Consider the following 19,810-nt stretch of genomic DNA (forward strand, 5'->3'; position numbering starts at 1 on the left):
CGTTTAGTAGCTCATGACCTGAGTCGCGGTTTTGGCGACTTTTGGCATGCTGGCGGTGAGCTTGTTGGTCTTCAGATCAAAAATCTGCAAACCGCCCTCGACGTCGGCGCCCAGCAACAGCGGCTTGTCATCGCCAGTGGCTTGCATGCTCCAGACCGGCGCCGGCGCTTCCAGCGTCGCCACTTTTTTGTGGGTCTTGAGGTCGAACGCCCAGATCAGCGGGCTCGGGTCTTCCCACTTCATCGGTTCGTGCGCGTCATGCATCAGCACGTACAAACGGTCGAGCTTCGGCGCCACGGCCATCAACTGCCAGCCACCTGGCGCCCAACCGGCTTTCTTTTCCGCGTCGGTGGTCAACGACCACGACGGCAGGATCTTTGGCGCATCGGCCGAGAAATCCACCGGGCGAACGGTGCCGGTCGTGGTGGTGAAGTAGTACCTATCGCCGACGTTTACCGCGCGCTCGATGAGCTTTTCAGCATTCGGGTCGAAGAACGGCGTGCGGCTGCGCGCGGTTTCCTGGCCCTGATCGTTCAGCGTGATCACCTGCAAACTGCCATCGCCGCACAGAGAAGCGAAGCGACGAGCGCCGACCGGGTAGTTGAGCACGCAGCCCGGAATCGCCAGTTCACCGGCGACCGACTTGGTCTGGGTGTCGACCACGGTCACCGACGTCGACGGCGTGAAGTTGTAGACGTAGACGAAGCGGTCATCGCTGCTGGTGCCCAAGCCAAAGCGCTGGGTCAGCGATTCGGCCCGCTTGGTCGGAATCAACAGCTCCCAGGCCGGCGCCAGGGTCGACGTGTCCCACGCGGTCAGCACATCGGTGCGCGTGCCGCGGGTGCCGCGCGAGTAAAAGATGTCGGCGCTGTAGAGGGTTTTCTTGTCGCGGCTGAGCGTCGAAGGCGCGGCAAAGCCCGTCGGCACCATACCGAGGATGCGTTTTTTGTCGGGGTCGACCACGGTGACGCGGCCAGCCACGAAACTGTCGAATTCGACGTCGACGATATACGCCCGGTGAGCTTCTGGCGGAAACGCCAAAACGGTCTGGCCGATGGTGTCAGCCGGCAGGTCCGCACGGGCGCTGGTCAAGCCGAGTACAAGCAGGCTCAGACCTAGCGCTGACTGTACGTTGATCCTGTTGGTTCGCATTAGGGGAACTCCCTGAATTGTTATTCACGCAGATCGCGGGTGCTTGGGCAGATTTTTACAATTCGATTCTGCCTCGCCGGGAACCCCCTGGAATTGCTGTGGCTGCCAAGTGTTTGTGTGTCTGTGCCAGTCGTGGGAAACCGGCGAAAAGCACTGCAAACGCGGCGCACCTGTGGCTTCTGCCGAAGCCTGCAACGCGGCATACCTGTAGCAGCTGCCGAAGGCTGCGTCGGCCGGTCCGCGCTCGGGCGAAGCAGTCGTAAACCCTGATGACACGGTCCCTGTGACACACCGCGCGCTCTGGTTTTACGACTGCTGCGCAGCCGGACGCAGCCTTCGGCAGCTGCTACAGGCCGGCGTGGGATTTGGGTGTCAGGCGGGGTTCGCGAGGGGAAGGGAGAAGGTAAACACCGCGCCGCAAGGCTCCAGGTTTTGCGCCCAGATATCCCCGCGATGGCGGCCGATGATGTTTTTGCACAGCGCCAGGCCAATGCCGTTGCCGCTGACTTTGGACGAGAAGAACCCGTCGAAGAGTTTCTCTTGCGCCTGGGCCTGGATGCCGCGACCGCAGTCTTCAATGCGCACCAACGCAACCTCGTTGTCGGCGCTGGCATGAATGCGCAGCACGCGTCGTTCCGGCGGTAAATCGCTCATCTCTTCAATGGCATTAAAGGCCAGATTCAGGATGACCTGTCCGATCAACACCTTCTCGCAACTGATCAGCAGCGGTTCAGGGCTGGTGACGATCTCGACCTTGATCAGGCTCGGGTCGGCACGCAGGCTGATGAAATACTGGGAATCGCGTAGCAGCTCATTGAGGTCGATCAGCTCTTCGGATTGCTCCAGCTTGACCACGTATTCACGCACGCTCTTGATGATCACCGACGCATGCTCGATTTGCCGCACCGCGTTCTGCAAACCCCAGGCCACGCCTTGCTCGGTGGTGTCAGCATGGCCCAGACGGATCACCGCGCCTTCGATGAAGTTGCGCGTGGCCGCCAACGGTTGACTCAACTCATGGGCAATCGCCACGGCCATTTCGCCCATGGCGTTATAGCGCGCCAGGTATTCAAGCTTTTGCTCACTAACCCGCCGCGCTTCTTCGGCTTGCACCTGTTCGGTGACGTCGCGAAACAGCAGCAGATGCCCGACCAGATCATCTTCAATTTCAATAAAACGACACGTTGCCTCATGCCAGCGCCATTCACCGTCACGTCGCTGCACGTGGTAGTGGACGCTGAAGGGCGCGTGCTCGGGTGTCTCGCCGGCCAACTGTTGCAACAGGCGCTGGCGCGAATCGTCGTCGCACCAGGTCAGGAAATTTTCACCGATCAGCGCCGGCTCCTCGCTGTGCAGCAAGTGCGCACCGGAGTCGCTGATAAAACGGATCTCACCGTCCGGCCCGAGCACCGCCACCCCTTCGGCCAGGTCCTGCATAAAAGCCTTGAGGCGACTTTCGAAGCGCTTGAGGTCGCGCTTGACCCGGTCTTCCTTGGAGATGTCGCGGAACTGCACCATCAGTACATCGCGACCTTCCAGGTGCACCAGCGTCGCCACCGCCTCGGAGAGAATTTCCACGCCTTGCTTGGAGCGATAACACCACTCGATGGCGCGCTGACCCGTGCGCGCGGCGCCTTCCAGCCAGCGCAAACCCACCGAACGTCGGTATTTGGGCTCATTGCGGGTCATGTCCGGGGCCTTGAGCGGCGTCAGTTCTTCCAGGGTAAAGCCGAGCGCCGCCAGGGCCGCGGCGTTGGCCCACAAGATTTCCTTGCTCTGCGCGTCGTGAAGAATGATGCACAACGGCATGGCTTCGATGAGGGTGTAGAAGTCATTCGGTTTTGGCAGGTACATCGCGCAGCCCTTGACGACGGAGGGGTCCACTACGGGTGAGGTAGAAGTATGGCGTTTTATACCGGCTTGCGCTTCGGGATGCGCTCAGAGGTAACCCGCCTGGGCCTAGGGGTTTTCTTTAGCAGGGAGGCTACACGCACCAATAGTGGCGAGCGGATGCGGTTTTTACACTGAACCCATCAACGGTCGCCTCGCCACGAGGCAGGCTCCGTCTAATAACAAGTCAACGGAGAAGAAGCCCATGCTGCGTTCAGCTACCGCGCAGAAAGACCCTCTGCCAGGCGTCGACGACACCAGCGTCCACTGCCAGGAATTTCAGCGGGTGCTGGATGAAGTGCGCCAACGTCGCGATGAATTCGACGCCGGCTCCCATGTACCGCGGGACATGATCGAACGCTTCAAGCAGGTGGGCATCTACCGCGCCGCCACGCCGAAATGCTTCGGCGGCGATGCGCTGGCCCCCGCGCTGTTCCTGCAGATGATCGAACGCATTTCTGAAGCCGACGGGTCCGCCGGCTGGGTGGCGAGCTTCGGCAGTGCCGGTGTTTATCTCGCTGCGTTGCCGCCAGAAACCCTCGCTGAAATCTACGCGGACAGTCCTGATCTGGTGTTCGCCGGCGGCCTGTTCCCGTTGCAACCGGCGGAAGCGGTCGACGGCGGCTGGCAGGTCAACGGCACCTGGAAATTCGCCAGCGGCTGCAAAGGCGCCGACCTGCTCGGTGTCGGCATCGGCGCGGCCGGCGGCAAACCACGCACCGCTGTGTTCCGTGCGGACCAGGTCGACATCATCGAGAACTGGGACGTGGTCGGCCTCAAAGGCACCGGTAGCCACGACCTGCGCGTCACCGACAAACATGTCGATGAGCGCTGGACCTTCATCCGTGGCGGTGCTGCCACCATCGACGAGCCGCTGTTCCGCTATCCCTCGATTGCCTACGCTGCGCAAGTGCTGGCCGTGGTCAACCTTGGTCTGGCCCGCGCCGCCCTCGACGAAGTCAGCAGCATGGCCGCCGGCAGCGGCATCACAGGCGCGCCGAAGATGGCTGACCGCGCTTACGTGCGGATTGAAATCGCCAAGGCCGAAGCGCAACTGGCCGCCGCACGCGGGTTCTTCTACAACGCCACCGAACAGGTGTGGAACTCGATCCTCGCCGGCAACCCGGTCACGCCAGAGCAAACCAGCCTGCTGCGCCTGTCCGCCATTCACGTGTCCCAGGCCGGTGCGGCCGTGGTGCAGAGCGCATACAGCCTGGCCGGCACCACCGCCATTTATCTGCGCCATCCATTGCAGCGCTACCTGCGCGATTCGATGGTGGTCACACAGCACGCATTTCTCAGTGAAGGCCTGTACGACGGCGCCGGTTCGGTGTTCCTCGGCGTGCCGCCATTCCCTGGCTACATCTGAACCCTCTCTTTCAAGGATCAAGTCCCATGTCCCAGACCACTCAAGAACCGCTGCGCGTCGTCTTTTGCATCGGCATCACCCAGAACTTTTTCGACCTGCCAACCGGCGAAGGCCTGAGCGTGTGGAAAGGCTTCAGCCAGATGATGGGCTCGCTCGGCGCCCTGCCGGGTATCACCGTGCTGGGCGCGATGGACGATGACCGCTTGATGGTCGGCCCGTCCACCACCTCGCCGTGGACCGTCTACATCATGGCCGACGTCGACTGCCATCAAACGGTGATCGACGCCTGCAACCTGTTCCGCACTACGCCGGTGAACGAATACAGCCTGTGGCGCTACGCCAAGGTCGAAGCGCGCATCGGCCGCCCACTGACCATTCCTGATGCAGCCAAGGTTTAAACCATGAACGAGGCCGTGCTGCAGCGTCTTGAAACGCTGGAAGGGGAGAGCCAGGTGCGCCGCTTGATGGCGCGCTACATGGACCTGTGCGATGTGCCGAGGGCACCGACGCAGGTGCGTGAACTGGCTGAATTGTTCAGCGAAGACGCGATCTGGGAAGGCATCGGCAGCCAGACGGTGCAGACCTTTGGCCAGCATCGCGGACGTGACGCCGTGGCTGCGTTTGTCGGCAGCTACTTGCCGCCGTCCGAACACTTTGCGCTGAACCTGCATTACCTCACCAGCGAGTCGATTGTGGTCGACGGCAGCACGGCCCAAGGGCAGTGGATCATGCAGCAGATTTCAACCTATGCCGATGGCCGCAGCGAATTGTTCGGCACGCGCTTGAACATCGATTTCCAGCGCGTCGACGGTGTCTGGCTGATCGCGCATTTCCGCACACAACGTTTGTTCAACACGGTGCTGGGCGCATGAGTACGTTTATCAGCGAATTTCTACTCGGTGGCAGCGGCAAGCGGGTCGCGATCAAGGATTCCATCGACATTGCCGGCCACCCGACCCAATCCGGCAGCCGCGCCTTTGCTCGCGCTTTGCCGGCCCTGAAAAACGCCGAGGTGGTCGATGCGATCCTCGCGGCAGGCTGGCAAATCGTCGGCAAGACCAACATGCACGAGCTGGCGTTTGGCGTCACCGGCATCAACGACTGGACCGGCACTCCGATTAATCCGCAAGCGCCGGACCGCGTGCCCGGTGGTTCTTCCAGCGGTTCGGCGGCAGCCGTCGCGGCCGGGCTGGCAGACATCGCCATCGGCTCCGACACGGGTGGTTCGGTACGTGTACCGGCAGCGTGCTGCGGCATTGCCGGGTTGAAACCGACCTATGGCCGTGTCAGTCGGGTCGGTGCGCATCCGGCTGAATCCAGCCTCGATTGCGTGGGGCCTTTTGCGGCGGACATGGCGGATTTGATTGCTGCGATGCAAGTGATCTGCCCTGGCTTTCAGGCTCAGGGTTTGCCATCGGCCAATGCCTCGGTGGGCTTTCTCGATGTCGCCTGCGATCCGCATTTGCAAGCGTGTCTGGGCGCTGCTGCCGACCGTGCCGGTTGGCGCCGCAGCACCGTGCAACTGAGTGAATTCGACGCCGCATTTGCCGCCGGCCTGACCGTGATCAATTTTGAAAACTGGGCCGCGTTCGGCCACCTCACCGGTCAAGGGCTGATCGGTGCGGACGTCGAACTGCGTCTGCTGGCCGCCAGCCGCACCAGCGCTGCCGAACTGGCAGAAGCCGAAAAGGTCCGTGAGCGCTTCACCCGGCAGGTGGATGCCGCGCTGGAAAACGTTGAAGTGCTGCTATTGCCGACGATGCCGAGTTTGCCGCCGACACTGGTCGAAGCCCGCAGCGCGAGCAAAGCCGTGGCCGGCATGACGCCGCTGGTACGGCCATTCAACCTCAGCGGCCATCCGGCGCTGACGGTGCCGGTGGAACTCGATTGCGGCGGGCTGAAAGTCGGCCTGCAAATTGTTGGCCGCAAAGGTCAGGACGAAGTGGTCTGCGCCTTTGGTGCGCAGTTGCAACAGAGCATGACCGGTGAACGGTCGATCCCTAACAAGAAGTCATAAAAAGCCATGAGGAGAACCGCATGAGCACTCATGAATACCGGCTGATCGCTACGTCGAAAAGCCCTGACGAACTGGTCGAGCACGACCGCGTCGACGTCTCGCTGTACAACGACCCGGCGCTGTTCGAAGCCGAGCTGGAAAAGATTTTCTACCGCACCTGGGTGTGGGTCGCCCACGAAAGCGAAGTGCGCAACAGCGGCGACTTCAAGACCGCCACCATTGGCCGTCGCCCGGTGATCGTTGTTCGCGACAAAAAGAACAACATCAACGTTCTGGAAAACCGCTGCCGGCACCGTGGCGCCACAGTGTGCGAAAAACACAAAGGCAACGCCACCGGTTTCACCTGCCCGTACCACAGCTGGTCCTATGGCCTGGACGGCAAACTGCGCGCGCTGCCGTACCCGGACGGCTACGAAGGCATTCTGGAAAAGTCCGAACTGCCGCTGACCAGCCTGCGCGTTGAACGCTACGCCGGTATGGTTTTCGCCAGTTACAACGACGAGATCGAACCGCTGGAAGACTTCCTCGGCGGCGCCAAACACTGGATGGACCTGTTCATGAAACAGGGCGCCGGCTACCCGATCAAAACCCAGGGCGAACACAAGTTCAGCTTCAAGGGCAACTGGAAGATCCAGCTGGAAAACACCACTGACGGCTACCACTTCCCGATCGTGCACAAGTCGTTCATGTCGTCGGTGGATGAAGAAACCTCGGAAATGCTCTCGTTCATGACCGACGAACAAGCCGTAACCCATTCGTTGGGCAACGGCCACAGCGTGATGGTGATGGTGCCGGAACACGTCGATCTCGATCACGACGACGGCACCGAACAGCTGCAAGAGCGCTTTGCGCATGTGACTGAAGAACTGTCGAAAACCCTGCCGGCGGATCAAGTGCGCCGCATCGTGCGCTCGCTGCACGGCGCCGGGTTCAACTTGAACCTGTTCCCTAACGTGGCGATGTCGATGTCGTTCTTCCGCGTGCTGCGTCCGGTATCGGTCACCGAAACCGAGATCCGCCACGTCGCCCTCGGCATGGACGGTGGCCCGGAAATCGCCAACCGCGAACGCATGCGTATTCACGAACACTTCCAGGGCCCGTTCGGTTTCGGCAGCCCCGACGATGCCGAGGCCTGGGACCGCGTGCAGCGCGGCTCGTACGCCGGCGTCGATGCGCCAATCCTGGTCAACCGCGGCTTGAACCGCGAAATCATCGCTGAAAACGGCGACAAGGTCAGCCACGCCACCGATGAAGGCGGCATGCGCGGTGCCTACGACATGTGGAAAAGGATGATGAGCCAATGAGCAATCACGACACCCTGAACGGTTTTTCCGGCCCGTTGGCCCAGGCCATCGAATTCATCTGGCGCGAAGCCGAACTGCTCGACCACAAGAACTACGCCGAATGGGCGACCCTGTGGAGCGAAAGCGGCAAGTACATCGTGCCGATCGACCCGGACACCGAAGACTTCGAAGCGACCCTCAACTACGCCTATGACGATGCGCGCATGCGTGACCTGCGCATCGAACGCCTGACTGCGGGCTACTCGCCGTCGGCGGTGGACGCGGCGAAAACCATTCGCTCGGTCTCGCGTTTCCGTCTGGTGGAAGCGGCGGGGGATCTGGTTGAAGTGAATTCGGCGCAGGTGCTCTACGCCTACAAACGCGGCGTGCACACACCGTTCGTGGCCGACCTCAACCACCGGATTCGCTTCACCGACGGCGTGGCGAAACTGGAGCGCAAGGTCGTGCGCCTGATCAACTCCACCGACAGCCTGAGCGCGCTCGGCTTCCTGCTGTGAGGGCCAACACCATGAACCGAGTAGCCCTGGTGACCGGCGCTTCGCGCGGTCTCGGCGAATGCATCGCCCGTCGCTTGCACGCGGCGGGTTATCGCGTGGCCCTGGCCGACGTGCGCCTTGATGGCGTGCAGCGGTTGGCGGCGGAGCTTGATAGCAGCGGCGCGAGTGCCGTCGCCGTCGAACTGGATGTGCGTAATAAGGCCGACTTTGTCCGTGCCCGCGATCTGCTCGCCGAGCGTTGGGGCGGCACTGACATTCTGGTGAACAACGCCGGTCAATCGAAAGTGGCCGCGCTGATGGACATCACGCCCGAAGAGTTCGATGAGTCGATGGCGATCAACCTGCGCGGCACGTTCGTGGCTTGCCAGGTGTTCGGCGCGCACTTTGCCGAGCGCGGCTTTGGTCGCATCGTCAACATCGCCTCGCTGGCCGGGCAGAACGGCGGCACCGCCACCGGCGCGCATTACGCGGCGGCCAAGGGCGGCGTGGCGACCCTGACCAAAGTATTCGCCCGCGAACTGGCGCCACAAGGGGTGACGGTCAACAGCATTTCGCCAGGACCACTGGACTTGCCGATCGTGCACGAAACCGTGGCCCCGGAGCGTCTGGAGCAGATTTTGAAGGTGATCCCGGCCGGCACCCTCGGCGCCCCCGACTACATCGCCGACAGCGTCTTGCTGTTGATCGCCGACCACGCCGCCTCCGTAACCGGCGCGTGCTGGGACATCAATGGCGGGTTGTTCATGCGCTGAAAAAGCGTTCGACGCAGCTTATGTAGCAGCTGTCGAGCAGCGCGAGGCTGCGTTCGGCTGCAAGGCAGTCGTGAAATCAGGCGATGCGGTGTTTCAGGAAGATCGCGTTTTCAGGATTGACGGCTGCTTCGCCCGAGCGCGGACCGAGCCGAACGCAGCCTCGCGCTGCTCGACAGCTGCTACCGGCGAACGCAGCCTCGCGGTGCTCGACAGCTGCTACAGGGCTGCTCATTTAACAAAATCAACCGAATTCAGGTGATGCAATGATGAAAGTGAGGATCGAAAGGATCGTCGACGAAGCGCTGGATATCCGTTCCTTTCGCCTCGTGCGCAGTGATGGTCAGCCGCTCGACGCTTATGAACCGGGGGCGCATGTCGACCTGACCGGGCCGACCGGCGTGACTCGTCAGTATTCGCTGTGCAGTCCGCCGCAGGATCGCCGTGCGTATCTGGTGGCGGTCAAGAAAGAAGCGCAATCGCGCGGTGGTTCCGCGGCCCTGCACGAGCAGGTGGAAGAGGGCATGGAGCTGGAAATGGGTGCCCCGCGCAACCTGTTCCGCCTCGACCCGACCGCCACCGAGCACGTGCTGTTCGCCGCCGGTATCGGCGTCACGCCGCTGTTGAGCATGGCCTATCGACTGGCAGAAAGTGGTCAACCGTATCGTTTGCATTACTTCGCCCGCTCGCCGCAGTACGCGGCATTTTCCGAATTGTTGGCCAGCACCTTTGCCGATCACGTTCAGTTCCATTACGGCGTCGAGCCGGGTGACATGGACGCTGCATTGACGCAAAGCCTGAACCAGGCCGGCAGCGATGCCCACGTCTACACCTGCGGCCCGGCGCCGTTCATGAACAAAGTGGTGGAAGTGGCCGCCCGCAGCCGTAGCGAAGACGCGATTCACCTGGAGCATTTCCAGGCCGACCCGGCCGCCAATGCCGGCCCGAGCGGCGGTTTTGAAGTGGAACTGGCCAGCTCCGGCGTGGTGCTGCAGATTCCGGCCAATACCAGCCTGGTCGACGTACTCCAGGCCCACGGCTGCGACATCGACACCGAGTGTCGCGAAGGTATCTGCGGCACGTGCATCGTCGAGGTCCTGGACGGGGTGCCGGAACACCGGGATAACTGCTTGTCGAGCAAAGAAAAAGCGGGCAACAAGCAAATTTGTGCCTGCGTTTCACGAGCGTTGTCCGCTCGTCTGGTATTGGACCTGTAAGCGCAAATCCCTGGAAACATTGCGTGGGAGTCGATTAAATCGACGCCCCACGACCGTCTAAGGAGGCGACGGTCACGAAACCGGTATTCATCGAACCGCTCGACGAAGCGGTCGAAAAATAACAATAAAACTGACGTGAGGCCTTGCGGTCATGATTACTTCATCGGCACTGCGCAACGATGCATTTGAAAGTTGGTTAAGTCAGGTCAATCAGGCCTGTGGGCGCTTCGACGCCCGCGCACTGGACACGAATTTCTACGGTGAACTGGCGGAGTTTCGCAGCGGCGCGATCAACCTCAGCGTGGTCGACATGGCCCACGTGCATTTGTATCGCACCAGCAAAGACGTCAGCACCAGCAGCGACGGCCACTACTACGCAGTGTTCCAACTGCGCGGCAGCTCGCAACTCGAACAGGGTGACAACCGCGCCCAATTGGGCTGTGGTGACATTGCGCTGATCGACGCCTGCCAACCCAGTGACATGACCTACAACGAAGACTCCCGGCAGTTGTCACTGATTTTGCCGCGCCAGGTGGTGCAGCGCGGTTCGCACTTCAACGCGCTCAACTGCGCCACGCGCATTGCGGCCACCACGCCACTGGCTGCGCTGGCCAACCGCATGGTCCTGGAAACGCGGCAGCATCAAAGCCTGGACATGCAGGAAAGCGAAGCGGTGCTCGACGCGCTGGTCAGCCTGTTGTTGCCGGGTATCAGCGCTCGCGATGCCAGCGTGGATGCCCACGAGCGGCAATTTCGTAAAACCATCGCTTACATCGACGAACACATCAGTGCTGAAGAACTGTGCCCGGAGCTGATTGCCCGTGAGGTGGGGATTTCGGTGCGCGGGCTGTACCGGATGTTTTCCAAGCGTGGTCTGGTGGTGGCGCAATACATCAAGCATCGACGCCTGGATTTCTGCGCCGAAAACCTGCGCCGTTCGGATGTCGAGCAGAAGCTGTCGGCGCTGTGCTACGCGTGGGGATTCTCGGATTCGAGCTACTTTTCCTCGGCGTTCAAATCGCGCTTTGGCGTGTCACCAGGTGAATATCGCAAGCGCTACAGTCACTGACTAATTGTGACGACCTCATCGCGGGCAAGCCCGCTCCCACAGTGATTTTGTGAACGCCACAAATCAACTGTGGGAGCGGGCTTGCCCGCGATGGCGGCCTGAAGACCGCCGAGGATTAAGGTCAGTGCCGGGCAGGTTCATCCACCGGCAAATGCAACACCTCGCGCACCAGCATCGCAATGCTGCTCACGCCCATCTTTTCCTTGATCTTGGTGCGGTGCACATCAACGGTTTTGACGCTGATGTTCAGCTCGCGGGCGATTACCTTGCTCGCCTTGCCATCGATCACCAGCATCAACACTTCCCGTTCCCGGCTGGTCAGCAGCGCCAGTTTGCCTTGCAGGTTCTGACGTTGCTCCTGATCGGCCTGGGCATGCACGGCGGTCTTCAGCGCCGCCTGAATGCGGTCGATCATCTGCTGCGGGTTGTAGGGCTTCTCGACGAAATCCAGCGCACCGTTTTTCATCGCCGTGACCGACATCGGAATGTCGCCATGGGCCGACACGAAAATCGTCGGCAGGGTGCTGCCACGCTGGTTGAGGATTTCCTGCAACTGAAAGCCGCTGGTTTCCGGCATGCGCACGTCCAGCACCAGACACGCCGGTTGCTTGGGGTCGTACTGGCTCAGGAACTCTTCAGCGCCGGCAAAGCATTGCGCCTGCACACTGACCGACTCCAGCAACCACGCCAATGAGGTGCGCAGGTCTTTGTCGTCATCGACGATATACACAATCGGTTTGCGGGTTTCCATCTGGGACTGCCACGAGAATTTCTAATTATTGTTTTCGCACGCGTGCACGCTGCGGCGGACATCAGCTCATCACGGAGCTTAGTAGCAGAATACCCACTGCCGTGGGCCCTGACGATAAAGAAACCACCTAGTCGACTAGCGGAAAGCCTACCTCGCCATGGGGATCGTCAGAATGGTCGCGCGCCGCGCCGGGCCTTAATCTTGTTCCAACAACAAGGGGCCGCGCAACGACGGTCCTCCTGAAGGAAGGGGCATCGACATGGCCGACCTGAGCCAGCAGCAAATCGACTTTCGCAACGCCATGGCGCAACTGCCTGCTGCGGTGAACATCATCACCACCAACGGCCCCGGCGGACAATGCGGCATCACCGCCAGCGCCGTGTGCTCGGTCACCGACTCGCCACCGACCGTGCTGGTCTGTGTGAACCGCAACAGCGCCACCCACGATGTGTTCCGCACCAACGGCCACTTGTGCGTCAACGTGCTGTGTGGCGAGCAGGAAGAGCTGGCCCGACACTTCGCCGGCATGACCAAAGTGTCGATGGCCGAACGTTTTGCCTGGGACCTGTGGGACGAAGGCGACACCGGCGTGCCGTTGCTGCGCGATGCGTTGGTGCAGTTGGAAGGACGGATCACCGAATGCAAGGAAGTCGGGTCGCATTCGGTGATGTTTGTTGAGCTGTCGAATGTCGGTGTGCGCGGGGAGAGGGACAGCCTGGTGTACTTCAACCGGTTGTTTCATCGCCTTGAGCATGCCGGGGCGCATTGCTGATACACCGCGTTATCGTTCATCGCGGGCAAGCCACGCTCCCACAGGGTTTTGCGCAATACACAAATTTGGTGTTCACGCTGACCACTGTGGGAGCGGGCTTGCCCGCGATGGCGGACTAACAGTCACCGCACCTGTTGCAGATACTCCCGAGCCAACAAGCAAGCCCGATCAATCAACATCGGTGCCATTTCGATCGCGGTCGGTGTGCCTTTGCGGGTATGAATCCAGCCCAGGTACGTGGTGCCGCGCAGCATCAGAAACAGCGCCAGCGTCCCCCGGTCGGCGTCCGTCAGCGGTTTGACCGCGTGATACCCCTCCAGCAACGCCGCTTTGATCTGCTCATAACGCGGGTCGTCCAGGCAGAAGTAAAGCGCCGTCGCCAGTTCAAACATGTGCCAGCCAAAACCCGCATCGTCGAAGTCAATCAACCGCAGGTTCTCGCCTTCGATCAGCAGGTTCTCTGGCACCAGGTCAGCGTGGATCATGCCGAAGTTGCCCAGCTGTCGACCGTATCGACGCAAGTCGCTGCGCGCACGGCGGCGGGCCTGTTGCAGCAGTTCACGTTGATCGACGCTGAGCTGTTCCAGGTCCCAGAACCGCCCCCAGAACGGATTGGCGCCGATCAAGCCATCCTCATCCCAGGCATGCCGGACAAACTCGTCCGGCTGTTGCCAATCCGCCGCGTGCAAATGAATACGCGCGGCGAGGGCGCCGGCTTCGGCAAACAAAAAGTCGATTTCGGTGTCCGCCTGCACGCCCGCTTCAGAGGTGCCCGCCGTGGCGCCGGGCAGCCAGGCGAGCATGTCGACATGGCGCGGTTCGCCGATGTCGGCATGCAGCACTTCGACCAGGTGGCGCTGGTTTTGCGCGCGGATGATCTGCGGCACGGTAATGCCGGCCGTGGCCAGCGCTTCCATCCATTGCAGCTCCGAACGCAGCGCCGCTTCGCAGTGATAGCCGTTGCGGTGGATGCGCAAGGCGACCCGTTGGCCGTCCTCACGGCGCGCCGAGAACACCGCGTTCTCGCGGAATTTCACCAGTTCGATCTCGGCAAAGGCGCCGTCCCACTGTTGCAGGGCGTGCCGGGCCAGATCGTGCAGTTTGGCGACTTGCTGGTCGTGGCTCAGGGTGTGGAAATCAGTCATGGCATGGCCTCAGATAGCGCTCAGGGCGGTGTCCAGCGTGTCGACGAAGAGGTCGGCGTGCTCGCGGTTGAACACCAGCGGTGGCCGTAGTTTGAGAATGTTGTCGCCGGCGCCGATCTTGCTGATCAGCACCCCCAGCTCACGCATGTGGTTGACCACCCGCCGCGCCTCCAGCCCGGCGGGCTCTTTGCTGGCGTGGTCGCGCACCAGTTCCATGGCGAAGAACAACCCTTTGCCGCGCACATCGCCAATGATCGAGTGCTTGCTGGCGAGCACCTGCAAGCGTTGCTGCACATAAGCGCCGACGGTGTGCGCATTGCGCAGCAACTGTTGCTCTTCAATGACATCGAGCACCGCCATGCCAACCGCCGCCGCCACTGGCGAGCCGCCGAAGGTGTTGAAGTACATCGCGCTACGACCGAACGACTCGACCAGCTCCTTGCGGGTAATCAACCCGGCCAGGGGATAACCGTTGCCCATCGGCTTGCCGAGGGTAACGATGTCCGGCACCACGGCGTGGGCCTGATGCCCCCACAAGTGTTCGCCGGTACGCGCAAACCCGGATTGCACCTCGTCGGCAATGAACAAGCCGCCCGCCGCACGGATCAGCTCAGCGGCTTTTTTGACGAAACCGGCCGGCACCCGTGGCAAGCCTTCGTTGGCAAACAAGGTGTCGATCAGCAACGCGGCAGGGCGAATGCCTTGGGCTTGCATCGAGGCGATGGCGGCTTTGATGTTGGCGGCATATTGCTCCGCCAATTGCGCTTCAGTGGTGCCAGCGGGCGCGTGATAAAGACACGGGATCGGCACGGCGCGGGCATGCGCGCCGAACGGTTCCGGTGACGGCAACGCGGTGGTGACTTCGGCCAGCGACGCCGAGTTACCGTGGTAGTTGTAATCGCTGACGATAATGCCGGTGCCGCCGCTGGCGAAGCGTGCCAGGCGCAACGCCAGCTCATTGGCTTCGCTGCCGGTGCAGGTGAACATCGCGGTGTCCAGCGGGTCGCTGAAGGTTGCGGTCAGGCGCTCGGCGTAGCGTACGATTTGCTCATTCAGATAACGCGTGTGGATGTTCAGCGTTTCGGCCTGGCGGTGCATGGCCGCCACCACGTGCGGGTTGCAATGGCCGACGCAGGGCACGTTGTTGTAGACGTCGAGGTAGCGCTGACCATCGACGTCATACAGCCAGACGCCTTCGCCGCGCACCAGGTGCAATGGCTTGTCGTAGAACAATGGTGAAGCGCTGCCGAGTACGCGATGGCGGCGCTGCAAGAGCGTGTCTTCAGGCATGGTCTGGGGTCTCGATCAGTGGCGCGTTGCCTTGCAGACGGGCACGCAGCAGGAAGTTGAAAGTGCTCAGCACGAAGGTCACCGCGAGGGCGATCAGCATCAGCATGTCGAGCTGGAAGCAGGCAGCGATCACCACCAGCGTCAGGGCCAGGCCCAACCAGGCGATCACTTTGCCGCCGGCCAGGCAAAACGGCCTTGGCAGGTCCGGTTGACTGCTTTTGATGCGCAGGTAGGCGCCGAAAATGAACAGGTAGCAAACGTTGAGCAGCAGCACGACCGCGAGCATCACGGTGGCCGGGTCGACGGCGGACAGCGGCAGGCCGATGGCGCCGATCAACAGCAGTGCCGGGAACGGCGTGCCGCGCTTGCCGGTTTTGCCCAACCACTGCGGGAACAAGCCGTCGCGGGCCATGGCAAACAGTTGTCGCGAGGCGGCGTAGATCAGCGAGAAGAAGGTCGCGATCAAACCGAACACCGCGCCGCAGCCAATCACCTTGGCCAGCCACGAAGCGTCGCCGTAGACATTGGTGCTGGTCATCGCGGCGTACAGCGGGTCGCCTGCCGAACCGACCAACTCAACGCCACCGGCGCCCGGTGCGCACACCAGCACCACCAATGCGGTCACCAGCAACGTGGCGATGGCGGCAAGAATTCCGCGTGGCATGCTGCGCCCGGGGTTTTGCGCTTCTTCGGCGGCCGAGCCGGTTTGCTCGACGGTGATGAACAACCAGATCGCGAACGGCACACAGGCGAAAATACCGCCCAGGCTGATCGATGGCCCAGCGATGGCCGCCGGCATTGTCAGCAGGTTGGCCAACTCGACATGCGGTGCCATGGCCACGCCAAAGGTCAGCAGGGCGGCGACCGCGATCACGCCGGCAATCATGGTCAGGCCCATGGCCTCACCGACGCCGCGCATGTGGATGCCGATGATGATCGCGAACAGGGCGATTTTCACCGGCCAGCCACCGAGGCCGAACATCGACTCGGTGTAGGCGCAAATAAACGTTGCCGCCGCCCCGGTGCCGATGGTCAGTGCCAGCGCGCAAGCGACGCCGACCAGGTAACCCACGAACGGTCCGAAAGCGTTTTGCGCATAGACGAATACACCGCCGGCACTTGGCAACGCGGTGGACAGCTCCGCCACACACAACGCCAGACCGCCGCACAGCAAGGCCATCAACAAGGTGGCGATCAGCATGTTCAGCCAACCGCCGGCCATCAACCCGAAGTTCCAGCCGGAAAACTGCCCGGCCACCACCAACGCAATTCCGAGGCCGGCAATCTTTGGCCAGCCCAACGCACTTTTCTTAAGCACAAGCGTCTCCCGCGACCCTGGGGTCGATTTATTGTTTTTGGGGGTTAGAAAAGGGGATCGGTTTTGATACTACGCGGGGGTGGTGGTGGGGCTTGTTTGCGTGGATGCCATCCGGTTGTTTGTGGATGCCAGATTTGGTTGGGTGGAGGGCAGGGGGATCGCGTTATCGTTCATCGCGGGCAAGCCCGCTCCCACAGGATTTGAGGTGATCACAAAATGAGTGAGCACCACGCACACTGTGGGAGCGGGCTTGCCCGCGATGGCGCCCTCAAATCGAAGCACATGTTTAACGGCGTTTAAGGTTACTTCCTGAAAGCCACAGCACCTTGCGCCATTACCTACGACTACGCCAGAATCCGCCGGCTTGTGCGCTTCGGACGCCCTCGGTAACTTGATTCCCGTCACTGATTCCCAGTGATCGGGTTTAGTAGCCCGAGGTTCGAGTAGTGCGTCAGGCGTCTGTCAGACAGGTATTTCATTGCCTGCATTTGATGGTGGCTGTTCGCAGGGCGCCCTCGGGCGCGCCGGTCTTCTATTCGTTCCCCGGTCTACTAACCTGCGTACAGCCGCCACCCCTCGTATTAGTAGCGAGGCGTGGCTGCCCAATCAGGAACGCATAATATGTTCAAGGTAACGCCAAATCCGCCAGACACAGATCCGGCATCCCCCTACGAATCAGTCGATTCAAAAAAACTCCACGAAGCCGCCGAGCGCGCGCTGAATCACTACCTCAACCCCGCGGCCCTCAAATCACCCGCTACCCGCAAACCCAGCACGATGTTCATGCTCGCACCGAATATCAGAGACGAAGACCTGCTCGCCCATACCTGTGAGTCATTGGCCCAGGCCAGTGTCATGGCCAGCGATTTCGCGGGGTACCTGGAAGGACCGCATCGGCACACGGCGATGGCGATTCAGCAGATCATCATGCTGGCGGAATTGGCGGCGAACCGGATGATGGATAACGTTGAGGTGCCGAAGTAACAATCAGAGACCGCGTCATCGTTCTTCGCGGGCAAGCCACGCTCCCACAGGTTTTGTAGTGTTCAGTCATTTTGTGATGACCTCAAAACCTGTGGGAGCGGGCTTGCCCGCGATGGCGGTGGGTCAGGCGACACCCATCTCAGATCCGAAAACTACCCACAAGCTGATTCAACCGATCCGCCTGCCTTTCCAGCTCAGTACACGCCCGCAACGTCGATTGCAGATTCTCCACCCCTTGCTGGTTCAGGGTGTTGATCTCGGTGATGTCGACATTCAACGCCTCAACCACCGACGTCTGTTCTTCCGTCGCCGCTGCCACCGACTGGTTCACATTGTCGATCTCGCCAATGCGCTGCGTCACGCTGCTCAAGCGTTTACCGGCCAGGTTGGCGATGCTCACGCTTTCCTCGCTGTGCTGTTGGCTCTCGGTCATGGTGGTGACCGAGTCCCGGGCGCCGATTTGCAGTTCTTCGATCATCTGCTGAATCTCCGCCGCTGACGTCTGGGTGCGTCCGGCCAGGCTGCGCACTTCGTCGGCGACCACCGCAAACCCGCGACCGGCTTCACCGGCGCGTGCTGCCTCGATCGCGGCGTTGAGCGCCAGCAGGTTGGTCTGCTGCGAGATGCCTTTGATCACTTCGAGGATCTGCCCGATGTTCACGGTTTTGCCGTTCAGCACTTCGATGTTGACGCACGAGGCGCTGATTTTTCCGGACAGTTCGTTCATCAGTTCAATCGTGCGCTCCACCACTTGCCGGCCATCCTCGGCTTGTTCCCGTGCAGCCGAAGCCTGTTGCGAAGCATCGGACGCGTTATGTGCGATCTCCTGCGCGGCGGCACCCAGTTGATTGATCGCTGCGGCGACGCTGTTGGTGCGGGTCGATTGTTCGTCGAAGTTGCTCATCGACGAATTGGAGGCGAGCAGCACACGCTTGGCCACTTCATTCACGCCAATCGCTGCCAAAGACACCTCGCGTATCGACTGGTGAATGCGTTCGACAAAGCGGTTGAACGCGGTCGCCAGTTGGCCGATTTCATCCCGCGACTGCACCTCAAGACGCCGCGTCAGGTCGCCTTCGCCTCGGGAGATATCTTCCATGACCCGCGTCAGCACTTGCAGTGGCCGGGTGATGCGAAACGCCGTGTACCAGATCAACAGCAAACCGAGCAGGGCGGAGCCGCCACCCACCAGCATTTCGAGTGCGGTGCTTTGCACGCCTTGGGCATCAAGTTCTTTTTGCAGCGTGGTCACCGGCGCCAACAGCACGTCTTGCGGCACGCCCACCAATACGCCCCACGGCGCGGCGCCGGCAATCGGTGCCAACGGTTCGAGGACTTTGATCTGCTGCTGATCGACAAAGACCTTCGGTTGACCCTGACGCAAGGCGTCGATCACCTCGGCATTGTCCAACGGTTGCCCGAGGCGGCTGACGTCCTGGCTGTTGGCCGAGATCACGCCACGCGGGCTGACGATGCTGATCTGCCCATGGCCGTCGAACAGTTGATGGGCGCTGGCTTCGCTGTTCTGTTGCAGGGCGGCGAGGTTGATGTCGAGGCCAACCACGGCGATGACTTTGCCGTTGTCCATCAGCGGGAACGCGACGCTGGTCACCAGTTTGCGGCTGCCGGAGGCTTCATCGAAATAAGGTTCGAGTACACAGGCATGACGGGTGTCGCGGGCGCAGGTGTAGAACGCGTTGTACGGTGCGCCGCTGGGGCCGGGTGAGGTGTTGGCCAGCAATGATTCATCGCCGATCACCGCTTGCAGTTCGCCGGGTTTGCTTTGCACCCAGTAGAGGGAGAAGCGCCCGGTTTCGTTGCTGCCCATGGCGGCCTGGTCGGTGAAACCGGCGTCGGCACCGTCGAGGGCATCGGGTTCGAAAATGACATAAAGCCCGAGCAGGTCGGGCTTGTCGATCAGGGCTTGATGAAGCTGGGTGCTCAGCTCCTGGCGCAGTTGCGAGCGGGTCAGATGACCCTGCTGTTGCAGCTGCCGGAGGTAGAGCAAATACCGCGACAACCCTTGGCCGTATTCGTGAGTCTGCATGAAGGTGCGTTGCACCTGCATCGCCTGCACGGTGCCCAGCGCTTGCATGTGTTCCCTGGCCGCGTTGGCGAGCATGTCGCTGCTGGCCTGGGCCACTTGCTGGCTGCTTTGATGGGTTTGGTACAGCGACAACCCCATCAACAAACCCACCACCAACAACAGGCAGAGGCCGGCGAGCAGGGCGATTTTGCTCTGAATCGTCAGAAATCTTGAGCGCATTGGAAACTCCGTTTCCGTTG

The 19,810-nt window shown here is 61.4% G+C and carries 17 protein-coding genes and 2 pseudogenes; 11 read left to right on the forward strand and 8 right to left on the reverse strand.

Translation table 11 applies throughout. The features are described from left to right. Positions 1-3 precede the first annotated feature (3 nt). Both BMS17_RS21780 and BMS17_RS21785 read right to left on the reverse strand, forming a co-directional pair. Positions 4-1,152, reverse strand: a complete 1,149-nt coding sequence (locus BMS17_RS21780; protein ID WP_077431731.1) for an amine dehydrogenase large subunit — start codon at positions 1,150-1,152, stop codon at positions 4-6. Positions 1,153-1,524: 372 nt separating this feature from the next. Next, the gene (locus BMS17_RS21785) at positions 1,525-3,006 is read right to left on the reverse strand and encodes a sensor histidine kinase (RefSeq protein WP_046032703.1); all 1,482 of its coding nucleotides are present in this window, start codon (positions 3,004-3,006) and stop codon (positions 1,525-1,527) included. A gap of 241 nt (positions 3,007-3,247) precedes the next feature. Between BMS17_RS21785 and BMS17_RS21790 the strand changes: the two genes are divergently transcribed. The 9 genes from BMS17_RS21790 to feaR all read left to right on the forward strand — a co-directional run bounded on the left by BMS17_RS21790 (position 3,248) and on the right by feaR (position 11,264). Then, complete coding sequence (locus BMS17_RS21790) at positions 3,248-4,411, forward strand: acyl-CoA dehydrogenase family protein (RefSeq protein WP_046032704.1); 1,164 nt, start codon at positions 3,248-3,250, stop codon at positions 4,409-4,411. A 26-nt stretch (positions 4,412-4,437) separates the two neighbouring features. Then, the gene (locus tag BMS17_RS21795; RefSeq protein ID WP_046032705.1) at positions 4,438-4,809 is read left to right on the forward strand and encodes a hypothetical protein; all 372 of its coding nucleotides are present in this window, start codon (positions 4,438-4,440) and stop codon (positions 4,807-4,809) included. A 3-nt stretch (positions 4,810-4,812) separates the two neighbouring features. Further along, positions 4,813-5,283, forward strand: coding sequence for a nuclear transport factor 2 family protein (locus BMS17_RS21800; RefSeq protein ID WP_046032706.1), 471 nt, complete (start codon positions 4,813-4,815; stop codon positions 5,281-5,283). Further along, complete coding sequence (locus BMS17_RS21805; RefSeq protein ID WP_077431732.1) at positions 5,280-6,428, forward strand: amidase; 1,149 nt, start codon at positions 5,280-5,282, stop codon at positions 6,426-6,428. Before BMS17_RS21800 ends, BMS17_RS21805 begins: the two co-directional genes overlap by 4 nt. Positions 6,429-6,448: 20 nt before the next feature. Further along, positions 6,449-7,732, forward strand: coding sequence for a Rieske 2Fe-2S domain-containing protein (locus BMS17_RS21810; protein ID WP_046032708.1), 1,284 nt, complete (start codon positions 6,449-6,451; stop codon positions 7,730-7,732). Then, complete coding sequence (locus tag BMS17_RS21815; protein ID WP_046032709.1) at positions 7,729-8,229, forward strand: aromatic-ring-hydroxylating dioxygenase subunit beta; 501 nt, start codon at positions 7,729-7,731, stop codon at positions 8,227-8,229. The genes BMS17_RS21810 and BMS17_RS21815 overlap by 4 nt, the downstream gene beginning before the upstream one ends. Positions 8,230-8,240: 11 nt before the next feature. After that, the gene (locus BMS17_RS21820; protein WP_077431733.1) at positions 8,241-8,981 is read left to right on the forward strand and encodes an SDR family NAD(P)-dependent oxidoreductase; all 741 of its coding nucleotides are present in this window, start codon (positions 8,241-8,243) and stop codon (positions 8,979-8,981) included. Positions 8,982-9,244: 263 nt separating this feature from the next. Then, a complete protein-coding gene (locus BMS17_RS21825; protein WP_046032711.1) occupies positions 9,245-10,195 on the forward strand; it encodes a PDR/VanB family oxidoreductase in 951 nt (316 codons plus the stop codon). Positions 10,196-10,346: 151 nt separating this feature from the next. Continuing rightward, a complete protein-coding gene (gene feaR / locus BMS17_RS21830; protein WP_077431734.1) occupies positions 10,347-11,264 on the forward strand; it encodes a transcriptional regulator FeaR in 918 nt (305 codons plus the stop codon). Between the two features lie 121 nt (positions 11,265-11,385). On the opposite strand, the gene BMS17_RS21835 is transcribed toward feaR, so the two are convergent. Continuing rightward, complete coding sequence (locus BMS17_RS21835) at positions 11,386-12,015, reverse strand: response regulator transcription factor (RefSeq protein ID WP_046032713.1); 630 nt, start codon at positions 12,013-12,015, stop codon at positions 11,386-11,388. 259 nt (positions 12,016-12,274) lie between these two features. On the opposite strand from BMS17_RS21835, the gene hpaC reads away from it, so the two are divergent. Then, positions 12,275-12,787, forward strand: coding sequence for a 4-hydroxyphenylacetate 3-monooxygenase, reductase component (gene hpaC / locus BMS17_RS21840; protein WP_077431735.1), 513 nt, complete (start codon positions 12,275-12,277; stop codon positions 12,785-12,787). A 122-nt stretch (positions 12,788-12,909) separates the two neighbouring features. Here hpaC and BMS17_RS21845 read toward each other — a convergent pair whose 3' ends face one another. From BMS17_RS21845 to BMS17_RS21855, 3 genes are read right to left on the reverse strand one after another with little or no spacing between them, the layout of a single operon-like run. Continuing rightward, the gene (locus tag BMS17_RS21845) at positions 12,910-13,932 is read right to left on the reverse strand and encodes a phosphotransferase enzyme family protein (RefSeq protein ID WP_077431736.1); all 1,023 of its coding nucleotides are present in this window, start codon (positions 13,930-13,932) and stop codon (positions 12,910-12,912) included. Positions 13,933-13,941: 9 nt separating this feature from the next. Then, on the reverse strand, positions 13,942-15,222 hold the full coding sequence (locus BMS17_RS21850) for an aspartate aminotransferase family protein (RefSeq protein ID WP_077431737.1): 1,281 nt from the start codon (positions 15,220-15,222) through the stop codon (positions 13,942-13,944). Continuing rightward, a complete protein-coding gene (locus BMS17_RS21855; RefSeq protein WP_077431738.1) occupies positions 15,215-16,540 on the reverse strand; it encodes an amino acid permease in 1,326 nt (441 codons plus the stop codon). Before BMS17_RS21855 ends, BMS17_RS21850 begins: the two co-directional genes overlap by 8 nt. Before the next feature lie 621 nt (positions 16,541-17,161). Between BMS17_RS21855 and BMS17_RS21860 the strand changes: the two genes are divergently transcribed. Beyond that, positions 17,162-17,524, forward strand: coding sequence for a DUF6124 family protein (locus tag BMS17_RS21860; RefSeq protein ID WP_077431739.1), 363 nt, complete (start codon positions 17,162-17,164; stop codon positions 17,522-17,524). A gap of 139 nt (positions 17,525-17,663) precedes the next feature. Here BMS17_RS21860 and BMS17_RS31005 read toward each other — a convergent pair. Next, positions 17,664-18,695: pseudogene (locus tag BMS17_RS31005) on the reverse strand (methyl-accepting chemotaxis protein); the annotation flags it as partial. Positions 18,696-19,061: 366 nt separating this feature from the next. Further along, a pseudogene (locus BMS17_RS31010) lies at positions 19,062-19,790 on the reverse strand (cache domain-containing protein); the annotation flags it as partial. Positions 19,791-19,810 lie beyond the last annotated feature (20 nt).

Origin of the sequence: Pseudomonas sp. C9, from assembly GCF_002000165.1 — a bacterium.
Lineage (GTDB): Bacteria > Pseudomonadota > Gammaproteobacteria > Pseudomonadales > Pseudomonadaceae > Aquipseudomonas.

Bases quoted from the DNA above. Each gene is read 5' to 3' on its own strand.
- BMS17_RS21780 (WP_077431731.1), bottom strand. From the start codon at position 1,152: ATGCGAACCAACAGGATCAACGTACAGTCAGCGCTAGGTCTGAGCCTG.
- BMS17_RS21785 (WP_046032703.1), bottom strand. From the start codon at position 3,006: ATGTACCTGCCAAAACCGAATGACTTCTACACCCTCATCGAAGCCATG.
- BMS17_RS21790 (WP_046032704.1), top strand. From the start codon at position 3,248: ATGCTGCGTTCAGCTACCGCGCAGAAAGACCCTCTGCCAGGCGTCGAC.
- BMS17_RS21795 (WP_046032705.1), top strand. From the start codon at position 4,438: ATGTCCCAGACCACTCAAGAACCGCTGCGCGTCGTCTTTTGCATCGGC.
- BMS17_RS21800 (WP_046032706.1), top strand. From the start codon at position 4,813: ATGAACGAGGCCGTGCTGCAGCGTCTTGAAACGCTGGAAGGGGAGAGC.
- BMS17_RS21805 (WP_077431732.1), top strand. From the start codon at position 5,280: ATGAGTACGTTTATCAGCGAATTTCTACTCGGTGGCAGCGGCAAGCGG.
- BMS17_RS21810 (WP_046032708.1), top strand. From the start codon at position 6,449: ATGAGCACTCATGAATACCGGCTGATCGCTACGTCGAAAAGCCCTGAC.
- BMS17_RS21815 (WP_046032709.1), top strand. From the start codon at position 7,729: ATGAGCAATCACGACACCCTGAACGGTTTTTCCGGCCCGTTGGCCCAG.
- BMS17_RS21820 (WP_077431733.1), top strand. From the start codon at position 8,241: ATGAACCGAGTAGCCCTGGTGACCGGCGCTTCGCGCGGTCTCGGCGAA.
- BMS17_RS21825 (WP_046032711.1), top strand. From the start codon at position 9,245: ATGATGAAAGTGAGGATCGAAAGGATCGTCGACGAAGCGCTGGATATC.
- feaR (WP_077431734.1), top strand. From the start codon at position 10,347: ATGATTACTTCATCGGCACTGCGCAACGATGCATTTGAAAGTTGGTTA.
- BMS17_RS21835 (WP_046032713.1), bottom strand. From the start codon at position 12,015: ATGGAAACCCGCAAACCGATTGTGTATATCGTCGATGACGACAAAGAC.
- hpaC (WP_077431735.1), top strand. From the start codon at position 12,275: ATGGCCGACCTGAGCCAGCAGCAAATCGACTTTCGCAACGCCATGGCG.
- BMS17_RS21845 (WP_077431736.1), bottom strand. From the start codon at position 13,932: ATGACTGATTTCCACACCCTGAGCCACGACCAGCAAGTCGCCAAACTG.
- BMS17_RS21850 (WP_077431737.1), bottom strand. From the start codon at position 15,222: ATGCCTGAAGACACGCTCTTGCAGCGCCGCCATCGCGTACTCGGCAGC.
- BMS17_RS21860 (WP_077431739.1), top strand. From the start codon at position 17,162: ATGTTCAAGGTAACGCCAAATCCGCCAGACACAGATCCGGCATCCCCC.